The organism is Hymenobacter volaticus (assembly GCF_022921055.1).
GTDB lineage: Bacteria > Bacteroidota > Bacteroidia > Cytophagales > Hymenobacteraceae > Hymenobacter > Hymenobacter volaticus.
Genome location: NZ_CP095061.1, coordinates 1,752,716 through 1,777,899, shown reverse-complemented (window position 1 = coordinate 1,777,899; position 25,184 = coordinate 1,752,716). Strand labels below are relative to the sequence as shown.

Annotated in this window: 26 protein-coding genes and 1 tRNA gene; 10 read left to right on the top strand and 17 right to left on the bottom strand. The window is 50.4% G+C overall.

The window, feature by feature from the left end:
* The first annotated feature begins 24 nt into the window (after window positions 1-24).
* Entirely contained in the window at window positions 25-888 is an 864-nt protein-coding gene (locus MUN86_RS07700; RefSeq protein ID WP_245123744.1) for a glycosyltransferase family 2 protein, read from the top strand.
* Here MUN86_RS07700 and MUN86_RS07695 read toward each other — a convergent pair.
* The 5 genes from MUN86_RS07695 to MUN86_RS07675 all read right to left on the bottom strand — a co-directional run bounded on the left by MUN86_RS07695 (window position 883) and on the right by MUN86_RS07675 (window position 6,449).
* Entirely contained in the window at window positions 883-1,785 is a 903-nt protein-coding gene (locus tag MUN86_RS07695) for a glycosyltransferase family 2 protein (RefSeq protein WP_245123741.1), read from the bottom strand. The genes MUN86_RS07700 and MUN86_RS07695 overlap by 6 nt on opposite strands.
* A gap of 189 nt (window positions 1,786-1,974) precedes the next feature.
* The gene (locus MUN86_RS07690) at window positions 1,975-3,261 is read right to left on the bottom strand and encodes an ABC transporter ATP-binding protein (protein WP_245123738.1); all 1,287 of its coding nucleotides are present in this window, start codon (window positions 3,259-3,261) and stop codon (window positions 1,975-1,977) included.
* A gap of 13 nt (window positions 3,262-3,274) precedes the next feature.
* Entirely contained in the window at window positions 3,275-4,126 is an 852-nt protein-coding gene (locus MUN86_RS07685) for an ABC transporter permease (RefSeq protein ID WP_245123734.1), read from the bottom strand.
* A gap of 58 nt (window positions 4,127-4,184) precedes the next feature.
* Window positions 4,185-5,369: a glycosyltransferase family 2 protein gene (locus MUN86_RS07680; RefSeq protein ID WP_245123731.1), complete on the bottom strand. Its 1,185-nt coding sequence runs from the start codon at window positions 5,367-5,369 to the stop codon at window positions 4,185-4,187.
* An 891-nt stretch (window positions 5,370-6,260) separates the two neighbouring features.
* The gene (locus MUN86_RS07675; RefSeq protein ID WP_245123729.1) at window positions 6,261-6,449 is read right to left on the bottom strand and encodes a hypothetical protein; all 189 of its coding nucleotides are present in this window, start codon (window positions 6,447-6,449) and stop codon (window positions 6,261-6,263) included.
* Between the two features lie 266 nt (window positions 6,450-6,715).
* Between MUN86_RS07675 and MUN86_RS07670 the strand changes: the two genes are divergently transcribed.
* Window positions 6,716-7,303 carry a hypothetical protein gene (locus MUN86_RS07670; RefSeq protein ID WP_245123726.1) on the top strand — a complete coding sequence of 196 codons (588 nt, stop codon included), beginning with the start codon at window positions 6,716-6,718 and terminating at the stop codon, window positions 7,301-7,303.
* Window positions 7,304-7,426: 123 nt separating this feature from the next.
* Window positions 7,427-7,690, top strand: a complete 264-nt coding sequence (locus tag MUN86_RS07665) for a hypothetical protein (protein WP_245123723.1) — start codon at window positions 7,427-7,429, stop codon at window positions 7,688-7,690.
* 125 nt (window positions 7,691-7,815) lie between these two features.
* On the opposite strand, the gene MUN86_RS07660 is transcribed toward MUN86_RS07665, so the two are convergent.
* Both MUN86_RS07660 and MUN86_RS07655 read right to left on the bottom strand, forming a co-directional pair.
* A tRNA-Ser gene (locus MUN86_RS07660) sits at window positions 7,816-7,903 on the bottom strand.
* A gap of 69 nt (window positions 7,904-7,972) precedes the next feature.
* Entirely contained in the window at window positions 7,973-9,022 is a 1,050-nt protein-coding gene (locus MUN86_RS07655; RefSeq protein WP_245123721.1) for an asparaginase, read from the bottom strand.
* 206 nt (window positions 9,023-9,228) lie between these two features.
* Here MUN86_RS07655 and MUN86_RS07650 point away from each other — a divergent pair, with 206 nt between their 5' ends.
* The 4 genes from MUN86_RS07650 to MUN86_RS07635 all read left to right on the top strand — a co-directional run bounded on the left by MUN86_RS07650 (window position 9,229) and on the right by MUN86_RS07635 (window position 12,191).
* On the top strand, window positions 9,229-10,302 hold the full coding sequence (locus MUN86_RS07650; protein WP_245123718.1) for a glycoside hydrolase family 28 protein: 1,074 nt from the start codon (window positions 9,229-9,231) through the stop codon (window positions 10,300-10,302).
* Window positions 10,248-10,508, top strand: a complete 261-nt coding sequence (locus MUN86_RS07645; RefSeq protein ID WP_245123715.1) for a hypothetical protein — start codon at window positions 10,248-10,250, stop codon at window positions 10,506-10,508. Before MUN86_RS07650 ends, MUN86_RS07645 begins: the two co-directional genes overlap by 55 nt.
* 145 nt (window positions 10,509-10,653) lie before the next feature.
* Window positions 10,654-11,496, top strand: coding sequence for a glycoside hydrolase family 28 protein (locus tag MUN86_RS07640; protein ID WP_245123713.1), 843 nt, complete (start codon window positions 10,654-10,656; stop codon window positions 11,494-11,496).
* Window positions 11,487-12,191: a glycoside hydrolase family protein gene (locus MUN86_RS07635; protein WP_245123711.1), complete on the top strand. Its 705-nt coding sequence runs from the start codon at window positions 11,487-11,489 to the stop codon at window positions 12,189-12,191. Before MUN86_RS07640 ends, MUN86_RS07635 begins: the two co-directional genes overlap by 10 nt.
* A 33-nt stretch (window positions 12,192-12,224) precedes the next feature.
* Here the strand turns inward: MUN86_RS07635 and MUN86_RS07630 are convergent, their stop codons facing one another.
* The 6 genes from MUN86_RS07630 to MUN86_RS07605 form a co-directional block, all read right to left on the bottom strand.
* Complete coding sequence (locus tag MUN86_RS07630) at window positions 12,225-12,998, bottom strand: TatD family hydrolase (protein ID WP_245123708.1); 774 nt, start codon at window positions 12,996-12,998, stop codon at window positions 12,225-12,227.
* Between the two features lie 85 nt (window positions 12,999-13,083).
* The gene (locus MUN86_RS07625) at window positions 13,084-14,187 is read right to left on the bottom strand and encodes a glycosyltransferase (protein ID WP_245123705.1); all 1,104 of its coding nucleotides are present in this window, start codon (window positions 14,185-14,187) and stop codon (window positions 13,084-13,086) included.
* 65 nt (window positions 14,188-14,252) lie between these two features.
* Window positions 14,253-14,885, bottom strand: a complete 633-nt coding sequence (locus tag MUN86_RS07620; RefSeq protein WP_245123702.1) for a polysaccharide deacetylase family protein — start codon at window positions 14,883-14,885, stop codon at window positions 14,253-14,255.
* Between the two features lie 173 nt (window positions 14,886-15,058).
* Complete coding sequence (locus MUN86_RS07615) at window positions 15,059-16,204, bottom strand: glycosyltransferase family 4 protein (RefSeq protein ID WP_245123699.1); 1,146 nt, start codon at window positions 16,202-16,204, stop codon at window positions 15,059-15,061.
* Between the two features lie 110 nt (window positions 16,205-16,314).
* The gene (locus tag MUN86_RS07610) at window positions 16,315-17,436 is read right to left on the bottom strand and encodes an oligosaccharide flippase family protein (protein WP_245123697.1); all 1,122 of its coding nucleotides are present in this window, start codon (window positions 17,434-17,436) and stop codon (window positions 16,315-16,317) included.
* A gap of 66 nt (window positions 17,437-17,502) precedes the next feature.
* Window positions 17,503-17,754, bottom strand: a complete 252-nt coding sequence (locus MUN86_RS07605) for a hypothetical protein (protein WP_245123694.1) — start codon at window positions 17,752-17,754, stop codon at window positions 17,503-17,505.
* A gap of 208 nt (window positions 17,755-17,962) precedes the next feature.
* On the opposite strand from MUN86_RS07605, the gene MUN86_RS07600 reads away from it, so the two are divergent.
* The 3 genes from MUN86_RS07600 to MUN86_RS07590 all read left to right on the top strand — a co-directional run bounded on the left by MUN86_RS07600 (window position 17,963) and on the right by MUN86_RS07590 (window position 21,615).
* Window positions 17,963-19,036 (top strand): GumC domain-containing protein, encoded by a 1,074-nt coding sequence (locus MUN86_RS07600; RefSeq protein ID WP_245123691.1) that lies wholly within the window; start codon window positions 17,963-17,965, stop codon window positions 19,034-19,036.
* Between the two features lie 105 nt (window positions 19,037-19,141).
* On the top strand, window positions 19,142-20,620 hold the full coding sequence (locus tag MUN86_RS07595; RefSeq protein ID WP_245123688.1) for an O-antigen ligase family protein: 1,479 nt from the start codon (window positions 19,142-19,144) through the stop codon (window positions 20,618-20,620).
* A gap of 158 nt (window positions 20,621-20,778) precedes the next feature.
* The gene (locus MUN86_RS07590) at window positions 20,779-21,615 is read left to right on the top strand and encodes a class I SAM-dependent methyltransferase (protein ID WP_245123685.1); all 837 of its coding nucleotides are present in this window, start codon (window positions 20,779-20,781) and stop codon (window positions 21,613-21,615) included.
* A gap of 95 nt (window positions 21,616-21,710) precedes the next feature.
* Here the strand turns inward: MUN86_RS07590 and MUN86_RS07585 are convergent, their stop codons facing one another.
* From MUN86_RS07585 to MUN86_RS07570, 4 genes are all read right to left on the bottom strand, one after another.
* Complete coding sequence (locus MUN86_RS07585) at window positions 21,711-22,949, bottom strand: PP2C family protein-serine/threonine phosphatase (RefSeq protein WP_245123683.1); 1,239 nt, start codon at window positions 22,947-22,949, stop codon at window positions 21,711-21,713.
* Between the two features lie 83 nt (window positions 22,950-23,032).
* Window positions 23,033-24,124, bottom strand: coding sequence for an ABC transporter permease (locus MUN86_RS07580; RefSeq protein WP_245123680.1), 1,092 nt, complete (start codon window positions 24,122-24,124; stop codon window positions 23,033-23,035).
* Window positions 24,054-24,482 (bottom strand): hypothetical protein, encoded by a 429-nt coding sequence (locus MUN86_RS07575; protein WP_245123678.1) that lies wholly within the window; start codon window positions 24,480-24,482, stop codon window positions 24,054-24,056. Before MUN86_RS07575 ends, MUN86_RS07580 begins: the two co-directional genes overlap by 71 nt.
* Before the next feature lie 131 nt (window positions 24,483-24,613).
* Complete coding sequence (locus MUN86_RS07570) at window positions 24,614-25,147, bottom strand: c-type cytochrome (RefSeq protein ID WP_245123675.1); 534 nt, start codon at window positions 25,145-25,147, stop codon at window positions 24,614-24,616.
* Between the last annotated feature and the right edge of the window lie 37 nt (window positions 25,148-25,184).

Sequence of the window (25,184 nt, the reverse complement as noted above, 5' to 3'; positions counted from 1 at the left end):
TGACAATTAATTTGCCGTCAAAACATGGTTGATGTTAGTGTGTGGATTACCACCTACAACCACAAACACTTTATTGCTGATGCAATTGAAAGCGTCTTAATGCAGCAGACTACTTTTACTTATGAAGTAGTTATTGGCGAAGATTGCTCAACTGATGGCACTAGGGAAATTGTTCTTGATTATCAAGCTAAGTATCCAGGAAAAATTCAATTGTTTTTGCCTAATGTGAATTTGGGGATGATACCCATGATGTGGGCATCATATCAACGCTGCAAGGGGCGATATGTGGCATGGCTGGATGGAGACGACTTCTGGCTTGATCCTATGAAACTCCAAAAGCAAGTAAGCTTTTTAGAAAATAACCCGGAATTCTCCTTTTGCTTTCATAGAGTGCGTGTTCAGACTAAGACCTATTCTTATATATCTAAAGACCCTTTAATGCTAAATGCAAATGATGTACTAACCGTTAGTGATTTTATCACTAAAAGAATAAATCCTGTGGCGTCACTTTCTGTCGTACATCGAAATATCCCAATTGATGACCTACCTACATGGGTTTTTAGCTTACCTTATCCCGACTTAGGATTATACTTCGTTTTTTGCAGGTATGGCAAGGCAAAGTATTTTAGAGATGTGATGGGCGCTTATCGAGTTCATGATGGTGGAGCATATTCAGGACAGTCTGATTACTATAATTTTACCAAAGTAATAACTTTTTTAAAAGTTATCAAAAAGGTAGAAGACCCTAAATATTCAAATAAAATTGATGAGATTATAAAATATTTCCGTTATGAATTAATCAAAATTACCATCAATAATAACAAAATAATACAAGTTTCAAGAACTATTGGAAATAAAATTTTAAGGAAATTAAGATATATTTTATAAATTCTTTCTTATAAATTTAAAAGGCAGCAACAATAATTTTAAGCCAAGCAAAGAAGGCTTGAATACTAATAACGTTTTTACTTCTTTCATATTCACTTTGCTAGGTGCTAACTGAAGTTTATGATAAATTGCATTACAGTAATAATTTTTCCAACCCTGTTTTCCTTGAGAATAAGCCTTACGCTCATCATCAGTTCGCAGATACTGATGATGCTTGGTGAGAATAGATAGAATTGTTTGAAGCATAAGAGGAATGTTGCTAGACATGTTAGAGTCATGAATTCGATATACTGCTACCGGGTGAGTGTGGTGAGCAACAGGATGAAGGCGCGTAATTTTCAAGTATAAATCGTAGTCTTCACCTGCTTTTAGCGTTATATCATATGCAAAAGACTCGAATACCCAGCGGTGAAACATCACTGCAGCTAACATAGCTATATAATTACCGCGAAGCAGATATTCGTAATGATGAGTAGTCACCTTTTGAGTGTGATTTTCTGTAATACCCCTAGCTACTAGGGCTTTGTAATGCCCACCTGAAACGAAAGCCAAGCTAGGGTCTGCTTGTAAATACTGAACATTTATGTTTAACGCATTTGGCAGCAGCCAATCGTCAGCGTCAAGAAATAGCAGATATTGACCATTACTGTGCACTATACCCTTATTACGCGCCGCCGATAAGCCTTGATTATTTTGGTAAATGTACTTAACCCATGGGTGATCTTGTGCTACACTCCGGGTTATGTCTGTCGAACCATCATCGATCACTATGACTTCAATAGCAGGATAATCTTGTTGCTGGACACTGGCTAAAGCCTCTGATAAATATGAACCATGATTATAACACGGAATAATCACGGAAATCAACGGAGTTTCATCAATTTTTAGCAGGTCCATTACTTATACAACTTCTTACGGTCAAGGTTATAATATTAATAGACTAGGCCAGAAATTATTCCTTTTGTTGTGGCTGATGGATTCATATTGCTATTGCATGGTCGTGTGCATAAAAGAAGATTTTACGCTTTAATTTCAATAATTACTCTCTGTGAGTATAATGAACCGTTGTCTAAGGCCGCAGTGGCATTATGGGGTCGGCAGTATTTCCATTTGAGTCAGGCGAAAGGGTAACTGAGGCCGGACCACGCCCCACCACTTACCGTACCACTGTGTGCCAGTTCGGTAATCTTCTAGGTCGAAGCTGAGACACTGCTCGTAGTCGTACAAATTTGTGGTGGTGTCTTTGAGCACGTAGAGTGAAATATAAAAGGAACCGTCATTGAGAAAATTGCCAGGAATGATGCACTCACCACTCACTATCCCCTTCTGACATAGAAGTGGAAGCGAGGCCACATCAAAAACGCACTCGCCGTTGTAAGAAAACAATGTGAGATGGGTGTTGATGTAAATGCTTTCAGAGAAATTCCAGAATTGAAATTTGATAGTAAGTGGAGCCCGAATGTCTAGGGGAGCATCGGGCTGTGCGAGTTGAGGAATCAACTCTACTTGTTTAAACCTGATTTTGTCGTTGCCAGGTGCATCGGCTGGGTCAGTCCAGCTACGCTTGGGATTCTGTTGTTGATTGTAGGTCAAATAGCGATTTACTACTGTGACGGCCTCACCAATAGCTTTGACTTGACCTTGCTGCAACCACAGCCCCTTATCGCATAGACTGTTGACGGCTTGCATATTGTGGCTGACGAAAAGGATGGTACGACCTTGATTTAGAGATACATCGTGCATTTTACCTAGGCACTTTTTCTGGAAATCAGCATCACCTACTGCTAAAACTTCGTCAATTATAAGAATGTCGGGTTCTAAATGAGCGGCTACTGCAAAGGCTAGGCGAACATACATACCCGATGAATAGCGTTTTACAGGTGTATCTAGAAACTGTTCAACACCCGAGAATGCTACTATCTCATCGAATTTAGATTGTATTTCAATTTTAGTCATGCCTAGAATATAGCCGCTAAGAAAGATATTCTCGCGGCCGGATAACTCGGAATGAAACCCAGTGCCTACTTCAAGTAGACTACTAATTTTACCGCGGCCCCGAACTGTTCCATACGATGGCCGAATTATGCGGGAAATTATTTTCAGCAACGTGGATTTGCCGGCTCCGTTATTGCCGACAATTCCCCATACTTCGCCCTTACCTACTTCAAAATTGATGTTTTGTAACGCCCAAAGTGCTTGGGAATGTTGAGTGGAAAGTGTTTGATTATTGGGCTGCTGAAAGAACGGATCTTTCTGTTTGCGTACAGACGATGTCCACCATCGCTGTAAATCCTGAAGCAGGTAACCAGTGCCAATGGTACCTAACCGGTACATTTTTGATAGCTTCTCTACTTGAATTACCACATTGCTCATACAGCAGGACGAATTACAAGATGTCTATTAATCTGTCGCCTTGCTTATTGAAAAGCAATAAAGCCGCTAGCAACAGTATAGTGGCAAATGTGCCGCTATAGGCTAGTTGAGAAAACTGCACAGTGCCCTGCCCAAGCAGTGCACGACGAAACAGTTCGAAAAGTGGTGTTAATGGGTTAAGTTGTACTACCCAGCGCCACTGCACTGGCACCCGGTTCAGGGGGTAAATGATCGGAGTAATAAACATGAATAGGCGCACGCCCATACTAATCAAGTATGTTATGTCGCGGTACTTAGCCGTTAGGACGGAAAACAACAAGCCCAGGGCCAAGCTAATAGTCCCAACCAACAATATAGCTATCGGCACAAACAACAGCCACGAGGTGGCGGGCAGGGGTAAACCTCGAAATACTACATACCACGCAAGCATTAGTAACAGTAGCCCAAACTGAATTCCGAAGTGCAGAAAATAACCCGTAAGGCGGGAAATAGGAATAATTAGGCGGGGAAAATAAACCTTGCCGAATATTTGAGCATTATCTCTAAAAGTAGCAGCAATACCTAGGAAAGCATCGTTGAACAGGTTCCAAAGGACAATTCCTGCAAAATAAAATAAGACCGCTGGTACGTCGCCAGTTGAAATGCCAACGACATTGCCAAAGACTAGCACATAGGTGAGCATTGTCAACACTGGCTGAAGCAATACCCAAAGAGGCCCTAGAATAGTTTGTTGATATATTAGCAAGAAGTCTCGGCGCACTAAGCCTACTGTCAAGTATCGATACTCCCACAACTCAATTAGACTAGAACCCCACCAGCTTGTATGACTTTCTATCTGCCAATCCCATTCCTTATCTATGTCCATTCGTGATTTGCTACGATGTTTGCTTACTTCATTTATAGCCGTGATGAATCAAAAGTGGCTATTTCTGCCACAGATCACGGAATTTTTCATAACCAATTATATATTTTATAAAGTATTTTATAAAAGCAAGATAAACCTGAAAATCTGTACTCATTTCTAACGCGCCTCGAGCCTGAATCAAGGCAGCGGCTCTATTGGTTTCCATCAATGAGTTGGCTAGTGATACGCAATACAATGCGTATTCACGTCGAGCATTTGTTTTTAATTTTTCTCGCTCGCTCGCTGGAACATAGCCTTGCATAATATCAATTACTTTAATAATGTCACGTATATTCTGTCCATTTGTAATAGCTAATTGGGTGATGCTATTATTGATCCTATACCGATAGAGTGCTAAGCATTTAGGCGAATATGCTACGGGGTAGTATGCGGCAATGCGAGTCCACATCTCCCAGTCTTCGCCGTAATGCACCGCGTAAAATCCACCAAGTTGCTCGTATACTTTCCGCTTTACAACAATGGAAGGCGGTTGCAGGCGAAGTTTCTGTGCATTTTGTATCAGAAAGTCGTTTAATACACCGGGAGATGACGCTAGCAAGGGACGTAAATGCAGTTTTCTATCACTGCCAATAGTGCTTGCTGAATTGGTAAAAGCAGCACCAGTTTCAGGATATTGTTGAAAGAGCTGCTCTATTTCCAAATAAAACCCGGGCATAACCAAGTCATCTCCGTGCAGGATATGTACCCACTCCCCACTCGAGAGGTTTATACACGTTTCAAAGTTTCGTAAACTACCCACATTCCGCTTCTGACAGAAATACTCCACCCTGTTCTGACCGACACGTTTCACCAAAGACTCAACATCCCCATCAGTGCTGCAATCGTCTACTACTACTATCTGCATTTCTGCCGGTCCTGGAGCTTGGGCCAATACGCATTCAATAGTTTCCTGCAAAAATGTCAAGCAGTTGTAAGTAGGAATCATTATTGACCATTGAGGCCTGCGAACATGAGGTGGCACTGGATCAATCAGCGGTGGTGTGCTGGGTATCCGTTCAAGCTCATCATGTATTACTTTAGAGAATACCTGCATCCTTAGTTTCTCATTGTGCTTGTTGATTGTAGTTGAATTTTCGGAGAAGGGCTTAAAACTGCCTAACGCTTGCAACCAATCCGCACTGAGGGAGCCTAAGCAACCGATAGAAGTGTTGGAAAAAGCATATTTAATGCAAGCTACTAACAATTGTAATTAAACAGAAGACAATTCCTAAATAAATGTATAAAATTTGACAGTATAATTATATTAAAAGATATCAGTCTGACTTTTATACATCACTATTTTCAAAAATTTTTAGCTTATAAACTAGCTCAAATTTATCTAATAGCTTCTTGATGCTATAAATACACCTAAATCAGTTGATACATTAAGGGGCTTCTATGCCGTACTGTGGTCGTTTTTCTTATTAGCAGAGAATTGTTATTGAATTAATTCTATAAGGATACCACATAAGACCTGATGTAATAATGTATATAAAATAAATATTATTAATATTATATATATAATAGCATCTACTATATCTGAATATACCTTGTGGGTACTGCCTTTACAGATACAAATTCTTTATACCTAAGAAGAAGGTGATATCTGCCATCTGCTACGAGAAAGATAATCTTATTAGCTCCCACTAAATGGCTGACACGTTTTCCGCAGAAATAAACTACTGACGTTCAGTAATACAACAGTATGGAAGTTTATACTAACTATATCAACTTAGACAGCACAGCGCTATATTAAGCTGATAAGTAAATTATGCTGAGCTCAAGCAAGTAACATCATTCTTAGAAAGTAACAAGCATCTTCTCCATGCCACATTTGCTAGTATTCTTCCAGCACTTACAGCATCTCATACATTTCCGTAACCTCTCGCTTATTGCTGTCTAGGTATCGTTACCTGAATATTTAAAAAGCTTTTAATTCTGGTTACCAATGATAGTTTTCTCTTGGCAATCGGCATGTGGGCTTCTCGGTAACAAGCAGATAGAATTCAATAGCTATACTCCTGCGCATGCCCCGGAAAACAAAAGCCCTGTTTCTTATACAGAAACAGGGTTTGATGTAGAGAAAGCCGTCTTCTTACCGCCCTGAATGCGGTGATGGCATCTGCGCTGAGCCAGCAACTAACGGAGTCGAAAGGGTTGGCTTCTTTAAATCAATAACCCCGGCTAGTTGCAGGGCGAAGACCAATAAGAGCATGCTCGTCATGAGCCAGAAGTGATTGTCCATTTCTTTGGCCGACGAGCCAGCAGTGTAAGAGTTACTCATACGCAGGGAAGCGATAGGTGTGGAGATTGTGTGAGTTATGACCGTTGTTAAGTATAAATAAATAATTGAATACTACCATAACCACCAGTAGATTTTATTGCGGTATCGGCAACAAAGCCTCCTCGTCAGCCAGGTTTGCTATTCAGCACATATGATTGGACAGAGCCTTACTCACCGCTCTTTCTTTTTGGCAGGCTTATCACTCGCGTTATACACAACCAATTGCACAAACTGTGTATTGCAGAATACACCCACATCGCTTTGCTTTGCAATACAAAGTTCTTTTTAAAATCTTTATGCAAATACTTTCCACGCTGGCAGCTCTCATTTTTCCGTCTGCCATTCTATATCTGTATGCTCGGTGGCTTTACGAAGGCCGTGAGAATCTAAGCTATTATCTAGTTCCACTAGGGATCTTGGGTGGTTGCTTCCTATTGGCTGGACTCTTCCAAAGCTACTTTTTCAACCAAGCAATAATTGCGAGCTATACTATTGAGTCTAGCTGGGATTACGATTATACCTGGCACGAACCTACTTTTGAAGGCGAATGGATTCCGCAGATGCTAGTGACCCTGGGGCCACTTATTGGATTTGGTATAATGCTTATCAAGTTGCCCGGTAACATGCGCCGGACTCAGGCGAAACACTTCTTTCTATTGTTGTTATTCATATACCCATTCTTGTCTATTTGGCTCCTGAGTGAGGTCGGCGGTCCCCGGCCCAAACTGTATCAAGACTCGGCTTCGCTGCCACCAATCGGCACCCGTATGCCGACGCCGAACCCTAATTCTCAGCCGCCGCTGCGCCCCTCTAGTTCGTCTGAGCAGGGGGCGGGTGGGGTTTTTAGGTGCTAAGTCTAGCTGTAAGGAGTGCCATTAACTTCGCCACCTTTCGTCGGCTCCGGGGATAACGTTTTCTCCGAGCAGAAACACTGAGCGCATAGAGCTGTCTTGTTATAGCTATTTTATAAATAAATCATGCCGACCTCGCACCCTAACTTCCGCGTTCTACCTTTCCTTGACCAAATCGAGTTAGTGTGGGACGAAGGCCGACATATTGCGCCCCGCTACGAAGGCAAGGACACCCTCGTTCTGTATCATATGCAAGGTGACTTCTTTGTGGAAATGTTTTACAACCACGTCGACAACGTGCTCCAAGAGAGGTTACGAACCTTTGTGAGCACGGCCTTCTTAGAACCTTATGCCGCTTATATCAAGCTGGATGATTTGGCTCTGGACTAAACGGAGACGTTTACATTGCCACATGGCTTGCAAGGCAACATGCTAAGAGATAATTGAAACTGTACCCCTGCGCGTACCCCTGAAAATAAAAAACCCCGTTCCTAGCTCAGAAACGGGGTTTTTTGTAGAGAGGATGGGATTCGAACCCACGATGAGCTTTAGACCCATACACACTTTCCAGGCGTGCTCCTTCAACCACTCGGACACCTCTCTAGGTGCGGGATGCGGGCACAAAATAGCACCCGATTTTCCGGATACGCAAATCACTACCTCAACAACCTCCTAGCTTATTGTGATTTCGCCCCGTAAATCGTCGGCGAGCAAGTGGCTGGTTTCAACGGCTGAGCGCTTTAACCCTAGTACAAACATGAGCTTGGTAATAGCTGCTTCTCGCGTAATATCGTCGCCGCCGATGATGCCGATTTCGGTGAGTTGCGCGCTGGTTTCGTAGCGACCCTGGATTACGCGGCCTTCTTCGCACTGGCTCACATTAAGGAACTGAACGCCCCGCTCCCGCGCTTCGCGCAAGCAGTTCAAGAACCAGGCCGCGGTGGGCGCATTGCCCGAACCATAGGTTTCGAGGACGCAGCCGCGCAAACCTTCCACTTCTAGTTGAGCCCGCATCATGCGCTCGGTGAGACCAGGGAAGAGTGGTAGCAGCGTTACGTGTTCGTCGAGGTAGGTGTGGGGGCGCAGGTGAGCGGCGGGTAGCAGGCGGATCTGCTTGTCGTTGAACTCTAGTTCGATGCCGGCGCGGGCCAAGGGCGGATAGTTTTCCGACCGAAAGGCGTTGTACTGCTGACTTTCCACCTTTTTGGCGCGGTTGCCCCGGATCAGCAAGTCGTTGAAGAAGATGCAGACTTCGGGTACCCGCACCGTGCCGGCCACGGGGTGGCGGGCTACGGCTATTTCTAGGGCCGTAATTAGGTTGCGGCGGGCATCGGTGCGGATGCGGCCCACAGGCACTTGAGCCCCCGTGAAGACCACCGTTTTGCCTAAGCTTTCGAGCAGAAAACTGAGTGCCGCCGCCGAATACGCCATGGTATCGGTGCCGTGTAAAATCACAAACCCATCGTAGAGACTGTAGTTTTCTTGAATCAGCGTCACCATCTTGTACCAGTCGGCCACCGTGACGTTGCTGGAATCGATGGGCTCGCCGAAGCTGACCACTTCTACGCGCATGTTGAGCTGGCGCAACTCGGGCATCTTCTTGCGAATCTGCTCGAAATCCATCGGGACCAGCTCTCCCCGCTTGTTGTAGGCCATACCAGCGGTGCCTCCGGTGTAGATGACGAGGGCGGAAGTTTCGGGGCGGTTGTCGGGGGAAGGCAAAGCAGACGAGGTTGGGATGGAAGCGCCAAGTTAACGACGTCTGGGAACCCACGCGCCGAGCAAGGCAGGAAAGTGCAGAACGGCTCCGCCAAACGGAATGTCCATCTTCCGCTCCGTGCACCAGAAATTCGTTTTGCAACGAGTGTATTCGGGGCAGGGCTAAGCATCCGTATAAGTTCAAGCAGCTAGTTAACTACCGACACCCGATGATACAACGAAAAGGGCCGATCCTCGTCGCGCAGTGCCTCTTGCTGGCCTTGCTGGCCTCGTTTACCATGTGGCAGCCATCCAAACGCTACAACATTGCCGACAACGGAGCCATCGGCGATGGACAAACCCTGAACACGCAGGCTATTCAGGCTACTATTGACAATTGCTCGGCGGCGGGTGGTGGCACGGTAGTAGTGCCCAAGGGCACGTTTCTGACCGGCGCAATTTTCCTGAAAAAAGGCGTAAATCTTTTAATAGAGAAAGAAGGGGTGCTGAAGGGCTCGACGCGGCAAGAAGATTACCCGCAGGTGGCAACTCGGTGGGAAGGTACCGAGCAGAATTTCACGGCGGCGCTGGTAAACGCCACCGACTTGACGGGCGTAACAGTGGAGGGTGAGGGCATGATTGACGGCTCGGGTGAGGAATGGGTGGAACTAGCCCGCCAAGCCCGGCTCCAACAAGCCCCCGACCCAACGGCACCGCGCCTGGGCCGCCCCCGGTTGCTGTGCTTCCAGAACTGCCGCAAAGCGCGCATCGCCAACTTACAGCTGCGCAACCAAGCTGTGTGGTGCCTGCACATTCTGTATTGCACGGGCGTGGTGGCCGAAAACCTGACTATCCAGGCCGCGCACAACATCCCGAGTTCCGATGGCATCGATATTGATTCCAGCCGCGACGTGCGCATCAGCGGCTGCGACATCGATGTGAATGACGACTGCATTTCCATTAAGTCGGGTAAGGATGCCGACGGCTTGCGCGTGAACCGGCCGAGCGAAGACATTCTCATCGAGAAAACCCGGTTCGGTTACGGTCACGGCGGCGTGGCCATGGGCAGCGAAACGTCGGGCGGTATTCGGCGGGTGGAAGTGCGCAACTGCGTGGCCGAAGCCGACAACTGGGCACCCATTCGCTTCAAGTCGCAGCCGAGCCGTGGGGCGTGGTCGAGGATATTACGTATCGGGATATGGTGCTGCGCAATACGCGCCAGGCCTTTGAGTTCAACATGGAATGGCGCATGGTGCCACCCATTGCCCCGCCCGCAAAGGTACTGCCCCTCGTGCGCAACGTGAAGCTCATCAACATTACCGGCACGGTCACGTCGGGTGGGCGCATCCACGGCCTCAAGGATAGCCCCATCGAGAATGTCAGCTTCAAGAACTGTGTAGTAACAGCTCAGAAAGGCTTGGTGCTGGAAAATGTGCGCGGCCTTGATACCAGCGGCCTAAAGCTAACTGTAGCAGAAGGCGAAGCCATTGTGCGGCGCGATGCGCAGTAGCAAGTAGGTCGTGTCCAGCGAATACGACCACACGAAGCTGGCCGAAGCATTTCGTGTGCTGCTGTTGAGCTTACCATAGTGGCGCTGTGCCTCGACAAACGCAATCGGACGTTTTTCTTCATTCCTAGTACTTCACCCCTCCCCTATGCGGTATTTTTTGCTCGTCGTTGCGCAGCTACTCTTTAGTTTCTCGGTGCTGGCTCAGCAGCGGCCTGGTTTCTTTGATGTACGCACCTACGGGGCCACTGGCAACGGAAAAACCTTGGATACGCCGGCCATCAACAAAGCTATTGATGCCGCGGTCGCGGCAGGAGGCGGCACCGTGTATTTCCCGGCCGGTACGTACGCCAGTTTTTCTATCCACCTGAAAAGCAACATTGCCCTATTCATTGACCAAGGCGCTACCATTTTGGCGGCCGAGCCGCCGGCTAATGGCATGGGAGGTTATGATGTAGCTGAACCGAACGAGTCGACCAAGTTCCAGGATTTCGGGCACAGCCATTGGCACAATAGCTTGATTTGGGGCGAGAACCTCGTGAATGTTTCCATCCTCGGCACCGGCATTATTGATGGCAAAAAAGGACTGACGCGGGAAGGCACGCGCACTCCGGGCATCGCCAACAAAGCCATTGCGCTGAAGCTGTGCCGCAACGTGCTGATTCGCGACATTACGGTGCTCTACGGCGGGCACTTCGGCATACTGGCCACCGGCATCGACAATTTCACCGTCGATAACGTGAAGATGGACACCAACCGCGACGGTATCGACGTGGACTGCTGCCGCCACGTGCGCATCTCGAACTGCACCATTAACTCGCCTTTCGACGATGCTATTTGTTTGAAAAGCTCCTACGCCCTCGGCTTTGCCCGCGCCACCGAAAACGTAACCATCACCAACTGCGAAGTATCCGGCTTTGACCGGGTACTTTCTTCGATGGCACGTACCAGCGCAAGGAGGCGGCCCTGGTACCCGACAAAATGGACGTGACGGGCCGCATCAAGTTCGGCACCGAATCGAACGGCGGCTTTAAAAACATCACTATCTCCAACTGTGTGTTTGAGTTCTGCCGAGGCTTGGCGCTGGAAACCGTGGACGGCGGCATTCTAGAAGACGTAACCATCACCAACATCACCATGCGCGACATCGTTAATTCGCCGTTCTTCCTGCGCCTCGGTGCCCGGATGCGCGGGCCAGAAGGTACGCCAGTAGGCGTGCTACGCCGCGTCAAAATCAGCAACGTGGTGGTGTATAATGCCGATGTAAAATACGGCTCCATTATCAGCGGCATCCCTGGCCACGATATTGAGGACGTAACCCTGGACAACATTCGCATCGAGTTCCAAGGCGGCGGCACCAAAGAGCAAGCCGCCATCAACCCGCCCGAAGGCGAAAAAAACTACCCCGACCCCGGTCACATGGGCGACATGCCTTCCTACGGCTTCTTCATCCGGCACGTGAAAGGCATTGAAATGCGCAACATCGACATTCGCTACCAAAAAGACGACCAGCGTCCGCCCTTCGTTTTAGTTGATGTGAAAGACATCAACCTCCGTAGCATCAACGCGCAGCACCTTCCCTCCGTACCCGCCTTCACGCTGCAAACGGTGTCGAACCTCAGCATCAAAGACAGCGAAGTTCTGCCCGACAAAAGAGTAAAGCAGATGGTAAAGGGAAAGCTCTAACGAGGCTCTACTTTATTCTGGAAAGGGCGTGGTTTATACGCCGGCTACAAACAGCGCTTCGGTGTTGCGCGTGGTAGCTTCCACTACTTCTTCCTCGTCTTTGCCTAGGATGTCGGCTACGCGGCGGGCTATTAGGGGCAGATAGGCTGGCTCGTTGCGCTTGCCACGGTGCGGCATGGGGGCTAGGTAAGGGCAGTCGGTTTCGAGGAGCAGGTGCTCTAGGGCTATGCCGGGCAGGGTCTTGTCGAGGCCGCCGTTCTTGAAGGTTGCCACGCCGCCTATGCCGAGCTTGAAGCCTAGCCGAATAACTTCTTCGGCCTCTTCTTTGGACCCGGAAAAGCAGTGGAACACGCCGCGCAACGTACCATCTTGTGCCGCTTCGATGAGGTCGGCGGTTTCGCGAAAGGCGTCGCGAGTGTGGAGCACTAGCGGCAACTTGTGCTGCTTAGCCATAGCTATTTGAATCCGCAGGGCTTCTTGCTGCTCGGCCAGAAGTGTTTTGTCCCAATACAAGTCGATGCCGCACTCCCCTACTGCGGCAAATGGGCGCTTGCCGAGCCATTCTTCCACTTCGTAGAGCTGCTTTTCAAAGTATTTTCCTACCGAACACGGGTGTAAGCCCATCATGGGGTGGCACTGCTGCGGGAAGCGCGCTTCCGTTTCCAGCATCACGTCGATGCTGGTGTGGTCGATATTGGGCATATAGATAGTTTGCACACCGGCCTCGTAGGCGCGGTTCAGCATGGCATCTTGGTCTGGTTTGAACTGCTCGGAGTAAACGTGGGCGTGCGAATCAGCTAGTATCATGTTGGCTAGTTAGGGGCAATGGCGGGTTGTAGCGTGGTGGAATTCGGGAGTGCACTCGGCAATTTCCAAGCAACAAGTAGCGCCTTTAGGTGTAGCGCCGGCCTTTCCAATCAAAGGAAATTGGCAGGAGGCGAAAGATGGTGATGGCAAAAGTGAGCGTGAAAGAGTAAAGTTCGAACAAGGGCATCAGCCACAACGGGGCACGACGGCCAGCGCGGCGGAAACTGAAGTAAGCCAACGCGCCTTGCAACGTCATTTTGATTACCAGCACCCATCCGGCCACTGCTGGCCCGGCCACCCACACCAGCAGTAGCAAAGCCGGATAGAAGCCCGCGTGGTAAAGCAACCCGATGCGTAGCCACCGCGGCAAGCTTTCGGCCCCGCGCATCCAGCGGCGGCGCTGGTGCAGTAGGTTTCCGAAGGTGTGCATAGGCAAGGAAGCTGCTAACACCTCCGGCCGGAAAATGATGCGGTAACCGAACCCCAACCGGATGGTAGCACGGAACAACTCATAGTCTTCGGTGACGGAAAACGGCAGGTTTTCGTAGCCACCCGTGGCTTGGTACGCTTCCCGCGTGATGAGCATGTTGTTGCCCATAGCCGTAACGGGCCGCCCCTGATCCGACACCACCTGCACCAGCCCCAACGACATCAGCCAGTCGAGGCCCTGTAGTTTGTCGAATAGGCGCGGGCCGTCTACCAGCGTGAGGCCCGTAACGGTGCCTATGCCGGGGGCCGTATGGGCCAGCAAGCCTTGTACCCACGTGCGCGGCACGGCAATGTCGGCGTCGGTGATAAAGAAGAAGTCGGTGGTAGCAGTGCGGGTGAGGTGGGCCAGCACGTTGGCTTTGCCGCGGGCCAACCCTAACGTTGCTTGGATGGGTAGAATGCGGAAACTGCCCGCAAAACCGTGCATGGTTTGGGCAGCCACGGCGCTAGTAGCATCGGTGGAGGCATCGTCGCCGAGCAGAACTTCGAGCAGATGCGCCGGATAATCGAGTTGACGGATAGCGGTCAGGCAGCGGGCAATAGCAGCTTCCTCGTTGCGGGCGGCAATCAAGATACTTACGCGCGGCAGTGGTGTCGGCAATGCCCCTGGTTGGCTGCCCGGCCGCGCGGCAAAAAGCAGTGTGGACGTTGCCAGAATCAGGAACCAGCCGACCAGAAAAATGGAAAGGAAAAGCAACAAGTTCGAGAATGAAATGCCTCTAACAACAAACTACGCCAGACTGTAACACCAACTTCCACTTAGGGTTACAACACCTCAAACGAATAGCCTTGTGCGGCGCAGGCATCTAGGTAACGGGGCAGCACCGCACGCAGGTTGCGGCGGGCTTTTTGGCTGTCGTGGAAAACGACGATGGAACCGGGCCGGGTGTAGGTTAACGCTTCCTGAAAGCAAATTTCGGCAGGATAACTAGCGTCATAATCATAAGTCAGCACGTCCCACATAATTAGGCGGTAGTGGGAATGCAGTGCAGCCGCTTGGGCCCGCGTTATGCGCCCGTAAGGTGGGCGCAACAGCGGACGGGGCACTTCGCCGAATGCCTCCAAGACTTGCTGGCACTGCTGCACTTCGGCTAGGTAAGCAGGCACCGGCAATTGCCAGCCGCTTACGTGGTGGTGCGTGTGATTGGCGAGGCGGTGCCCGGCGCCCAGCACTTGCCGGGCCACATCCGCATGGCGCTCCAAGTTTTGACCCACACAAAAGAACGTAGCGTGTGCATTATAAGCGGCTAATTGCTCTAGCACAAAAGGGGTTTCCTCGGGAATCGGACCATCGTCGAAAGTGAGGTAGAGCGGTTTTTTGCCTTCCGGTACCGGCCCCCGCCATTCTGTATGAGGCAGCAAGCGTTGCAAGAGTTTAGGAAGACGGTGCACGCGCATAAAGTCAACGAAAGATTAAGAATGAATAGTAAAAAAGCTGCTATAGAGTTTGAAAATCAGTTTTGGTCGTCATGCTGAGCGCACCAAGCATTTCACTTAAATCGTTGAGGTAGCAACACAACCTTTGCCGGCAACATATTTCGGCAAGCGGACGCCAGATCAAACAGGACGGCTTAAGGCTTTACATTTTTCAGGTTACTAACAGAGATAATAGCTTCCCATAAAGCCTCGGCGCTTTTATCCCAAGAAAACCGTTGTATGTTCTGCAACCCTTTCTCTACCAGTTCTTGCCGTAGTTCTGGCTCTTGCCAGATTCGTACTAAAGCGCCCGAAATGGCAGCAGGGCTAAACGGATCGACGAGCAAAGCTGCACCGCCGGCCACTTCGGGCATGGAACTACGGTCAGCAGTAACTACGGGCGAAGCACAGGATTGCGCCTCGATGATGGGAATACCAAAACCCTCGAAATAAGGCACGTACACCGTCGCTAAAGCTGCCGCATACAGCTGCACCAATTCTTCCTCGGACACGCGGCCGGTGAGGTGCACATCGTGGCGGTATTGCATCTGCTGGTACGCGTCGAACATGGGTCCCGCTTTCCAGGCCGTCCGTCCCACAACCAACAGTTTGACATCCGCATTAGTCTGCTGCTTGAACTCATCGAAAGCTTTGAGCAGGTTTACTAAGTTTTTACGCGGATGCAGAGCGCCTACAAACAAGAAATATGGTTTACCCGCTGCAAAACGCTCCCGTGTAGCTTGCTGCACGGCGGCCGGTAATGGCCGGAAATGAGCGTCAGCCGCATTGTAAACAACCTGAATAGTCGCCCCCGGCACCCCATACGACTGCACTATATCCTGCTTGGTCGCCGCCGATACGGCTATGAGTTGCTCGGAAGCCCGGGCGAAGCGCGGGGCGAAATGCTGATAGTACTTGTGTTCGAGCACGCTCATATGCTCTGGGAAATGCTCGAATGCCAAATCGTGCATCACCGTCACGCGTGGCACCCGGGTAGCCAACGTTGTGTAGCCGTCGGGACTGAAGAACACGGCCGGGCGGTGCCGTCGCAGCCACCATGCTACTGCCCCCTCAAACCACGCCACCCACAAAAAAGGGTGCCGCGCTGGCGGAAACAACACGTGCGGCACGACGTTGGGCCCGAATAAGTAACGCGAATCAAATGCCCTATCGAACAGAAAATGGAACGTGTGCTCGGGATGCGCGGCTACCATCCGCTTCAGCGTCTCGAATGTAAAGCGCCCAATACCCTCCAGATGGTCGCCAGGAAGCAGAAAGCGAGTATTGACGGCTATGTCCAAGAGGTGAAGTAGTCAGAGTAAAATTGTGGTTCGGGAAGGTAATGAGCGGGGAAATAGCACGTTCAGCTGGTGCAAACATGCCGTTAATGAATCAACTCACCACTGCCCTCTCATCTTTGCAGCAGCTTGCGAAGTTCCGAAATACGAACTACACCGACCAGAAACAGGATACCAACAAAAGCCACGCTAGCTACCACCGATTCTAGCAGCCAATGCAATACCAGTTCGGTTTGTAGTCCGTACCATACAGTACAAAGCAGTCCGAAAGCCAATCCTAGCCGGGCTATCCAGTTCCAGGGTACGGGCACGCCCGTACGTCTTTGCACCAGCCACACATAACCGGCCGACACAAACACAGCGCACACCAGCGTATTGATGGCCCCCGCTACGGCTCCGAGCGATGGTAGCAACAGTAAGTTTAGCACCACATTCAGCACCGTACTAGCCACTACCAGCCAACTCACGGCCCGCTCGTGGTTGGTACTTGTGAGCAAAGTGCTATAGATGGCGAAAAAGGCGTGCACCACTACGCTTCCAAACAAAATTTTCAAACACAGGACCATGCGGCTGATTTCTACAACCGTGCTATGCTTGAACTGCCAAAAAAGTACTTCACCCCGAAACAAAACAAAAGCGCAGATCAATAACATAGGCACCGTCACAACACGCTGTCCGAACCACAGCACGTCGCGTTGCTCGTCGGGCCGGTCGGTGGCATAAGCGAATTTGGCAAAGAACAGCGGCAGCAGCGTCCAGAGGTACATCATTACCGTGTCGCCCCAACGGTATGCGGCGGCGTAGTAGCTAACTTCTTTGGCCGATACCATGCGTTCGAGCATCAGCATGTCAATTCGCTCGTTGAGGCCGTATACCAGCGTAATCAGGGCCAACGGCAGGCTTGCACGGAGCACTGTGCGAGCTTGGTCCCAACGCATCTGCATCTTTACCCGCCCGTAAAGTCGCTTTATTAATGCGTAAAGCACCACAAACGTAAACCCAATGGCAATAGAACGGGCCACTACGTAATTATTGAGCGTAATACCAATAGGAATGAGTGCCAGCACAAGCCCTAGCAGCAGCACCTTCTCCAGTACCGACAGCAGCGCATCGGTATTGAAGCGTTGATGCGCCTGCAATACCCCGCGCAAAAATTGCGTGTACTGAGCCACCATCATACCTATAGTTGTCAGGGCCAGTAACGTGAGCGGATAATTCAATGCCCACCCTATCATCAGCACAATCCAAGAAACAGCACCGACAGCCCGCTTTTTAGGGTACCAAGGTGGGAAAGTATTCCGTCAGGAACTCGGGGAAGCGGCAACGCGCTTGGTAGTAAGTTGCGTGGTACCAAGGTCCGACACAGCCGCCATGACGCTAGCTAGAATGAAGAGCGTCGTAAACGTCCCGAAGGCCTGATGTCCTAAACGGTCTTGCACCAGATTCTCAACCAGCACCCAGCCGGGCTTCACCAGCAAGTTGAGCAGCACAACGAGACTAATATTTCCGAAAAAGCGTTTGATAGGCGCGAATGTGAAGGAAGGGGAGCGCAAAAGTAGGGGTTCAGCCGCTTGCACAAGCACCAACCAAGGCATTATTACCTATTCGGCTCTATAGGCCATACCTTGTTACCTTCTCTGTCCTAACTCGCCGGCTCGATTTTCCGCAACTACTCATTTAACACTTTTTCCAGCTAGATTTGCCTCGTTGTGGTAGTGTTGGAACCCTGGCACTGCTTTGTGGTTGTCTTTTTTCGCTTGTATGTCATCCCCCACCTATTCGCTTTTAGGCCTGTGGCCTGTTATCAATCGTTGGAAATCATTGGTGTTAGGGGCCTTACTGCTCGCCATGGTAGTAAGTGCAGTGGTAGCCTTAATGCTGCCCAACATTTATAAGTCGACAACCGTCTTCTATCCGACTAATCCTCAAACCACTGACCCAGACCGAATTGTTTCAGAAGGAGGCAAGCTAGAATTAGGAGGCCGTACAGAAGACTTGGATCGGGTAATTACCATTGGCGAGTCACAGCCAGTGGCCGAGCAAATCATAAAGCGCTTTAAACTGCACGAGCATTATAAGTCTGGTCCTGTTGGCAACGACGGAGCTGACCAAGCTGCGCTTGATGAATTTGCTGGCAACCTCAAAATCGTGCACAATGACCGGGATGCTATTGAACTAACCTTTGAAGACAAAGACAAAATACTCGCAGCGCGTATTGCCAATGCCCTCGTACAAAGCATAGACTCAGTCAATCAGCAGCTTACGCTGGCTAACCGGCGCAAGGTGCTAGAGTTGTATGCCCAGCGACGGAGTTTTTTGGAGCGCGAGTACAAAGCTACTTACGACAGCCTGATAGCAGGTCGACGCCGTTACGGCATCTACGGGTTAACACTAGAGTCACGTTATCTAGCGAAGGAAATCATTGAGACCGAAGAAGAATTGCGTCGTGCTGAAGGCGAAGGCAACAGCAGCAAGGCAGCCGGTCTTCGGCGCGCTTTGCGCGGCCTTACCAAAACAGATGGCGGCAACATATTCAATCTGGAAAGCTACAGCGCTGGCTTCGATCAGATCAGCACGCTCTTTGCTCGCTTCACCGATCTACAAAATCGACTGATTAGTGCCCGTAGCGCTTACGAAACAGCGCGAGTAGGTATCAGCGGCAGAATCTCAAGCATCTATGTAGTGCAAGAAGCTTATCCTGCTACCAAGAAATCCAAGCCTGTTCGCTGGCTCGTGGTTGCTTCAGCCGTCCTCATTACGTTTGCGTTATCAGTGGCCTTTATTACTCTTCTAGAGCTGTATCGGGGCAATCTGAGCATGGGCAGAACCCGGTAATAGCTACAATAAAATAGGGAACCAGTAGCGTGAACTCACGCTTAGGATGGTGGCTTTGCTCTGCCCTAGTTGTTCTACAGGCTGCTTCACTATTCCTTGATTTTTATGAATTTTCTCGCTTCGCTACGTCCTCAAAACTCCGATCAACGCTTGTTCATGGCGTTTGTGGTGGTAGTGCTTGTGGCCGGAGTAGGCACCATTGCCTCCGACTCCATTGGGTGGTTGGCCCTGCCGGCGGCAGTGCTAGGTGCTGCGGTTTTGCTCATTGACTGGCGCTGGGTCTACTATCTATTGCTGGGTACACTGGCTTTTTCACGCGAAGTACAACTGCCCGCAGGCCTAAGCATGGATGTGCCTTCAGAGCCACTAATGCTTGTCCTGCTGGGTTGTTTTACCGTTAATGTGTTGCTAGGGCGCAGCCAAGTACCAGGTCGGCTTTGGCGACATCCCCTCGTGCTGCTCATTGGAGCTGCGTTGCTGTGGTCCGTAGCTTCAACAATTTCTTCCGTGGACACGCTGAAGTCTATCAAATACTTACTAGCCAAAACGTGGTATATCGTACCCTTTGTGTTTGTAACGATGGCTTTAGTACGTACCCCACGCGATGTATGGCGCTTTGTAGCCTTTTATGGCGTAGGAGTAAGCATCACTGTTGTTTATACTATGGTGCGGCACGCGGGAATGGGTTTCGGCTTTGATACTATCAACGTAGCTATTCAGCCTTTCTACCGCAACCACGTGATTTACGCGGCAGCCGCGGCACTACTCGCCCCATACGCCTTCTTTGCTGCTCGCGACGCCGTTTCAAAAAAAAGCCGGCGGCTATGGTATATCGCCTTCTTTTTAGCGGTGGCGGGAGTATCACTTTCCTATACCCGTGCTTCGGTATTGGCGCTCATTGTGGCGGTACTGTACTATTGGGTTATCCGCCTGCGTCTCACCAAAATAACCTTGGTAGGCGCTACATTGGCCACTATACTCGGCGTTAACTACTTCATTAGCGGCAACAACTACATGGAGTACGCCCCCGACTATGAGAAGACGATCTTCTACGGCAACAACTTCCAGAAGCACCTCGAAGCTACCTATAATCTAGAAGACGTTTCTGGCATGGAGCGGGTGTACCGTTGGGTGGCGGCAGCTCACATGATCATTGAGAAACCGATCATAGGCAGCGGCCCGTCTACCTTTTATCCCGAATACAAACGCTACACGGTTAGGAGCTTTCAAACCTATGTGAGCGACAACCCCGAGAAATCGACTACGCACAATTATTTTCTGCTGCAACTAGCTGAGCAAGGCATACCTGGGTTTGTCTTGTTCACAGTGTTGGTCTTTGCTACCCTTGTGCTAATCGAGCGGATTTACCACCGCGCCCGTAGTGCGCAGCAGCAGAACCTGGTTATGGCGGCGGGTCTTTCTTTTGTGGTTATCGTTTTTCACTTGCTGCTCAACGAGTTGCTGGAGGTCGATAAGATTGGTTCGCTTTATTACATTTCTTTGGCCGTGCTCATGCGCATACAGTTTTGGCAGGAAGACGAAGCAGACGAGGCTGTTCAACTACCTGCTACTGAGCAGCAGTAGTCACCAAAACCACTGCGTGGCAGTAGCAGCTACTGCAGGTCCAACCTAGGTTAGGTGCTCAGAACTCAGGGCGCAGCTTACTTGAGTTTCGGTTTAGACTGTACCTTCGCCGGACGGAGTGGCTTTTACCCCCAACATTACCCCTTTTTACGCCTACCATGACGGTTAATGAATTCTTTGATTTGTTGCTAGAAGAGTTAAAAAGCAATCAGCAACTAACTAGCTACTACAAGTTTTTAGAAAGCCCGGCGAGCTTTGAATTTCGCAAATCGTACGTTATCCAGCGCTTACATTACATTCAAGATCATCTACCCAATCGAGAAGCCGCTATCTTGGACTGCGGCTGCGGCTATGGTACCACCGCTATTTTTCTGGCTCTGAACGGTTATAAGGTGCACGGCACCACGCTAGAATTTTACTTCAAACACATTCCGGAGCGCCTGCGGTACTGGTCGCAGTTTGGTGATGTATCGGGCTTCACGTACAGCTACGAGAACTTATTCGATTCGCCTCCGGCTCCGGCTTCCTACGACCACATTATCATCCAGGATACGCTGCACCACCTCGAGCCGCTGCAAGACGCGCTTCGCATCTTCCATCAGGCGTTGCGCCCTGCTGGCAACTTGATTATCGTGGAAGAAAACGGCGGCAACGTAGTGCAGAATCTTAAGCTCTACCTACGCCGCGGCAATAAACGCATCATCACCATTTATGATGAGCAGCTCCAAAAAGACATTCTACTCGGCAACGAAAACATCCGCAATCTGGCCACGTGGCGCAAAGAATTAGCTAAACAGGGACTGTACATCTACCCAGCCGACGTGCAGTACATTCGACTTTTCCCGCCGTTTATGTTCAAGAACGGTAACTCAAAGGAGTTGATGGCCCGCGAAGGGAAGATATGGCGCACCAATTCGCTGTTGAAAGAAAACCTGTTTTTCGGGCTCAACTTCGTGGTCGGCAAAACACCAACTCCAGTAGCTAAATCGGCTTAGCTCCGGTTAGCATCTTACCAGTAAAAAGACAGTCGGCTTAAATAGAAATAGCGCTCTATGTTGGAGCGCTATTTCTATTTAAGCCGACTGTCTTTTTACTTGAACCGGCAGCTCAGAATCGTGATGTCATCGGCAAAATGACTGTCATTGGCGTTGAACGACTGGATTTCTTTTAGCAGTTCCTCGTGCAAACGAGGCAGCGGTAGAAAGCGGTTTTGTCGCAGCACGCGTAGTACGCCCTCCTCGCCAAACTCATCGTGTTCCGCATTGAATACTTCTGTTAATCCATCGGTATAAGAAAGCAGTAGCGTACGCGGAGGCACTTCCACCTCTCCTACTTTCAGCATGGGCAGTTCATCCATTACGCCGAGCATAATAGTCCCTTCTTTGAGCAGAAGCACAGTGTCCTGGTCGGACAACAACAGCGGGTCGTTGTGACCGGCGTTCACGTATTGCAGGCGGCGCGTGGTTCGGTCGTAAAGACCGAAGAAAACGGTGATGAACTTGTCGCCGCCAGCATTGCGGAAAATTAGGTTGTTAAGCTCGTTGGCAACCGTAGCCAAGTCGGCTTGCTGACGGAGCAGCGTGCGCAAGCCCGCCTGGAAGTTCGACATCAGCAAAGAAGCAGCTACACCCTTGCCTGATACGTCGGCAATGCAAAACAAGAAACGGTCATTGTCGAGCGTAACGACATCGTAGTAGTCGCCTCCTACGGCGGTGTGCGGCACGTAGGAAGCCGCCACGGCAACGTGGGCGTCGTTGGGCAGCACGCGCGGGAACAGCATGGTTTGCACTTCCTGCGCAATTTCGATTTCCTTGCGCATGGCCGCAGCTGCTATGCGCTGCCGACCGAGCCGCCGGTTTTCGATGGCCCCGAGCAAAATGTTGCTTAGCGTTTCCAAGAACTTGGTGGCCTCACCGCTGGCATAGTCCTCGTGCATGTTGCCAATGAACACGTAGGCCACTACCTCCTCGTTGCGCACCACCGGAATAACGGTTTCAAGTAACCACCAATTCGCATCGAGCGACAGGCTGCTGACGGGTGCGGGCGCAGCGGTGCAGTTCTGGATTATCACCTCTGGTAACGGAATCCGGCAGTAGTCGGGCAGTTGCGCCCCAAAAGACACCACGCAGTGCCACACGCCTTCGTCTTTCACATAGAGTACTAGCCGCCGAATATTGAGTTGCCCCAACAGCGTGAACTGAAATATCTTGTAAAGAGCGGGCTCGCCAAGATCCTGGTTGATGGCCTGCGTGATTTCCAGCAGCGCCCCCAACTCCCGGTCCTTCAGAAAGAGCCGTTTTTCAGCGGTTATAGGAACAGCGTTAGGCATAATATCGAGTGGTGAAGTGTCGAATTGCTACATAGCGGGTTGTTCTGGTAGTTGGCCGAACGACCATGTAGCAACTCAATCGTTTAGCCGTTTATAGGCGTTTTGGGGTCATAAGCATCGCGGAGGCCGTTGCCAAGAAGGTTGAAGCTAAGTACTAGCAAGCTAATAGCTAATCCTGGCAATAGCGTGAGCCACAAGCCAGCTTCAGTACCTAACAGCTGAAATCCTTCGTTCACCATGAGCCCCCATGATGGCGCCGGTGGCTGCACGCCCAAACCCAAAAAGCTCAACCCTGCTTCCAACAGGATGGCCGCCGCAAAATTACTAGTTGCAATGACAATCAGCGGCCCCGTCATGTTGGGCAGCAAATGGCGGGCAATAAGACGGCTCTGCGGTAAACCCAACACACGACCAGCTTCTACGAAGGTTTTTTCCCGCAAGCTCAGCATCTGGCCCCGCACCACGCGGGCGACATCCACCCACATAGTCAGGCCCACGGCGACGAAAGAAGTCCAGACGCCTTTCGAATCGAGGGCCAGCGAAATAGCAATGACGAGCATAATACCCGGGATACTCCACACCACGGTCATCACTCCTAAAAGCAAACTATCGAGCCAACCGCCGACGTAGCCTGCTACCGCCCCAATGGCCATGCCTAGTACCAGCGAAATCAGGACGGCTACCAGTCCGATACCGAGCGAGATACGCGTGCCCAGCAGCAAACGGCTCAACTCGTCACGGCCCGCTTTGTCAGTGCCCAGCCAGTAGTTGCGCCGAACGATGTGCTTTTGCTCTACAGCTTGGCGCAGCTCGGCTGGAGAGCCTGGCCGGCCTACCAATTGAGCTAGCGAGTAGCGCCGGTGCTGGTCGGCCAGAGCTGAATGGTTGCGATAAGGCTGCGTGAAGAGCGAATCGCCCTCAAAACGGTAACTCTCGATGGGGGTTTCTTGGTAGCGAAATGTGCGGCCCCGTAGCCAAATAGTAAACGGGTTATCGGCCGTTGGCGAGCTAGCGGCTTCAGCAACTGGCAAGCGCAAAATTGTAGCTCGAAAGCCGGGCGACTCTTTTTGGAGTTGTACAAGGCTGTTGTTGGCGTTCGGAGAATTATCGGGTAGAATCCAATAGCCCAACAAGGCCACCAAAGTGCACAGCAGAATAAAGCCCAGTCCAGCCATGGCCGGCCGGTTCTGGAGCAGGCGCTGGCGGACGTAATAGCTTGGCGGCCGGGCGACAGCCGCGGCGCTCGGCTGCCCGGAAATTGCGGCTCCGGCCACGACTAACGAGTGTTGTGCTGAAGCAAGCCTTCCTTGGAAGCCAGATAGTAGCAATCTTGGCTGATGGCACCAAACGAGCTTTCCTCATACGCCAGTTCGGTATCCGGGTCGGGCCAAAAACTCCGAGCAAGGCCTTGCTCCAACAGGCCCGCAGTCCCTCTTTCAATTGGGGTGCGGGCAAACCCGTTTTCTGGAGCAGGTCGCGGAAGGAGCTAACGAAATACAGCTCGTCGAGAATGTCGAATTCAGAGTCAGTCACAGGCAAACAAGAACGGAAGTAAGGACAAAGGTAGCGCGACCAAGTTGAATTCAGAACCCAACCCTAAATGGAATGGCCTGCCTACGCTTGCTCTAACATACGCTTATCTAGCGTAACTGTGCAGATACAACTTAGTTTAGTGCCACTGCTGACGTTGCACCACTAGCAGCATTACTCTGTACCTTGATATAGGTAAGGATAGCTGTGATTTCCTCGTCCGACAACTGAAAGCTAGGCATCTGTTGCTTCTGGTATTGATTGTAGAGCTTTACTGCGTACTCGTCGCCGCTGGCCACTACTTTACTGGAGTTTTTAATCCAAGGAATTAGCCACGAGACAGGGCGACGCTCGTGCAAACCGGCGAGTGCTGGACCTACTACCACATCCTGCACGGCATGGCACTGCGCACAGTTGCCCTTGAACAGCGTTTCGCCGGCTACTGCGGCCTCAAGCTCTTCGGGCGAGGCCGCTTGGACTACCGCGTTTGAGTCAGAGGCAAGAGACGCATTTGCTACTGTGTCGGCAGCCGCTTTGGCCGCAGTGGCATTAGCCGCATCAGCCAAGGGGGTAACAAGACCTGTAGCGGCGAAAAATACACCGCCCGTTACGAATACCAACAGCACAACCAACAGGGGAAACATCATTTTTAAGCTGAAATGAGACATAGTGCAGCGGTTAAATGAAACTGTTTGATTACGCTGA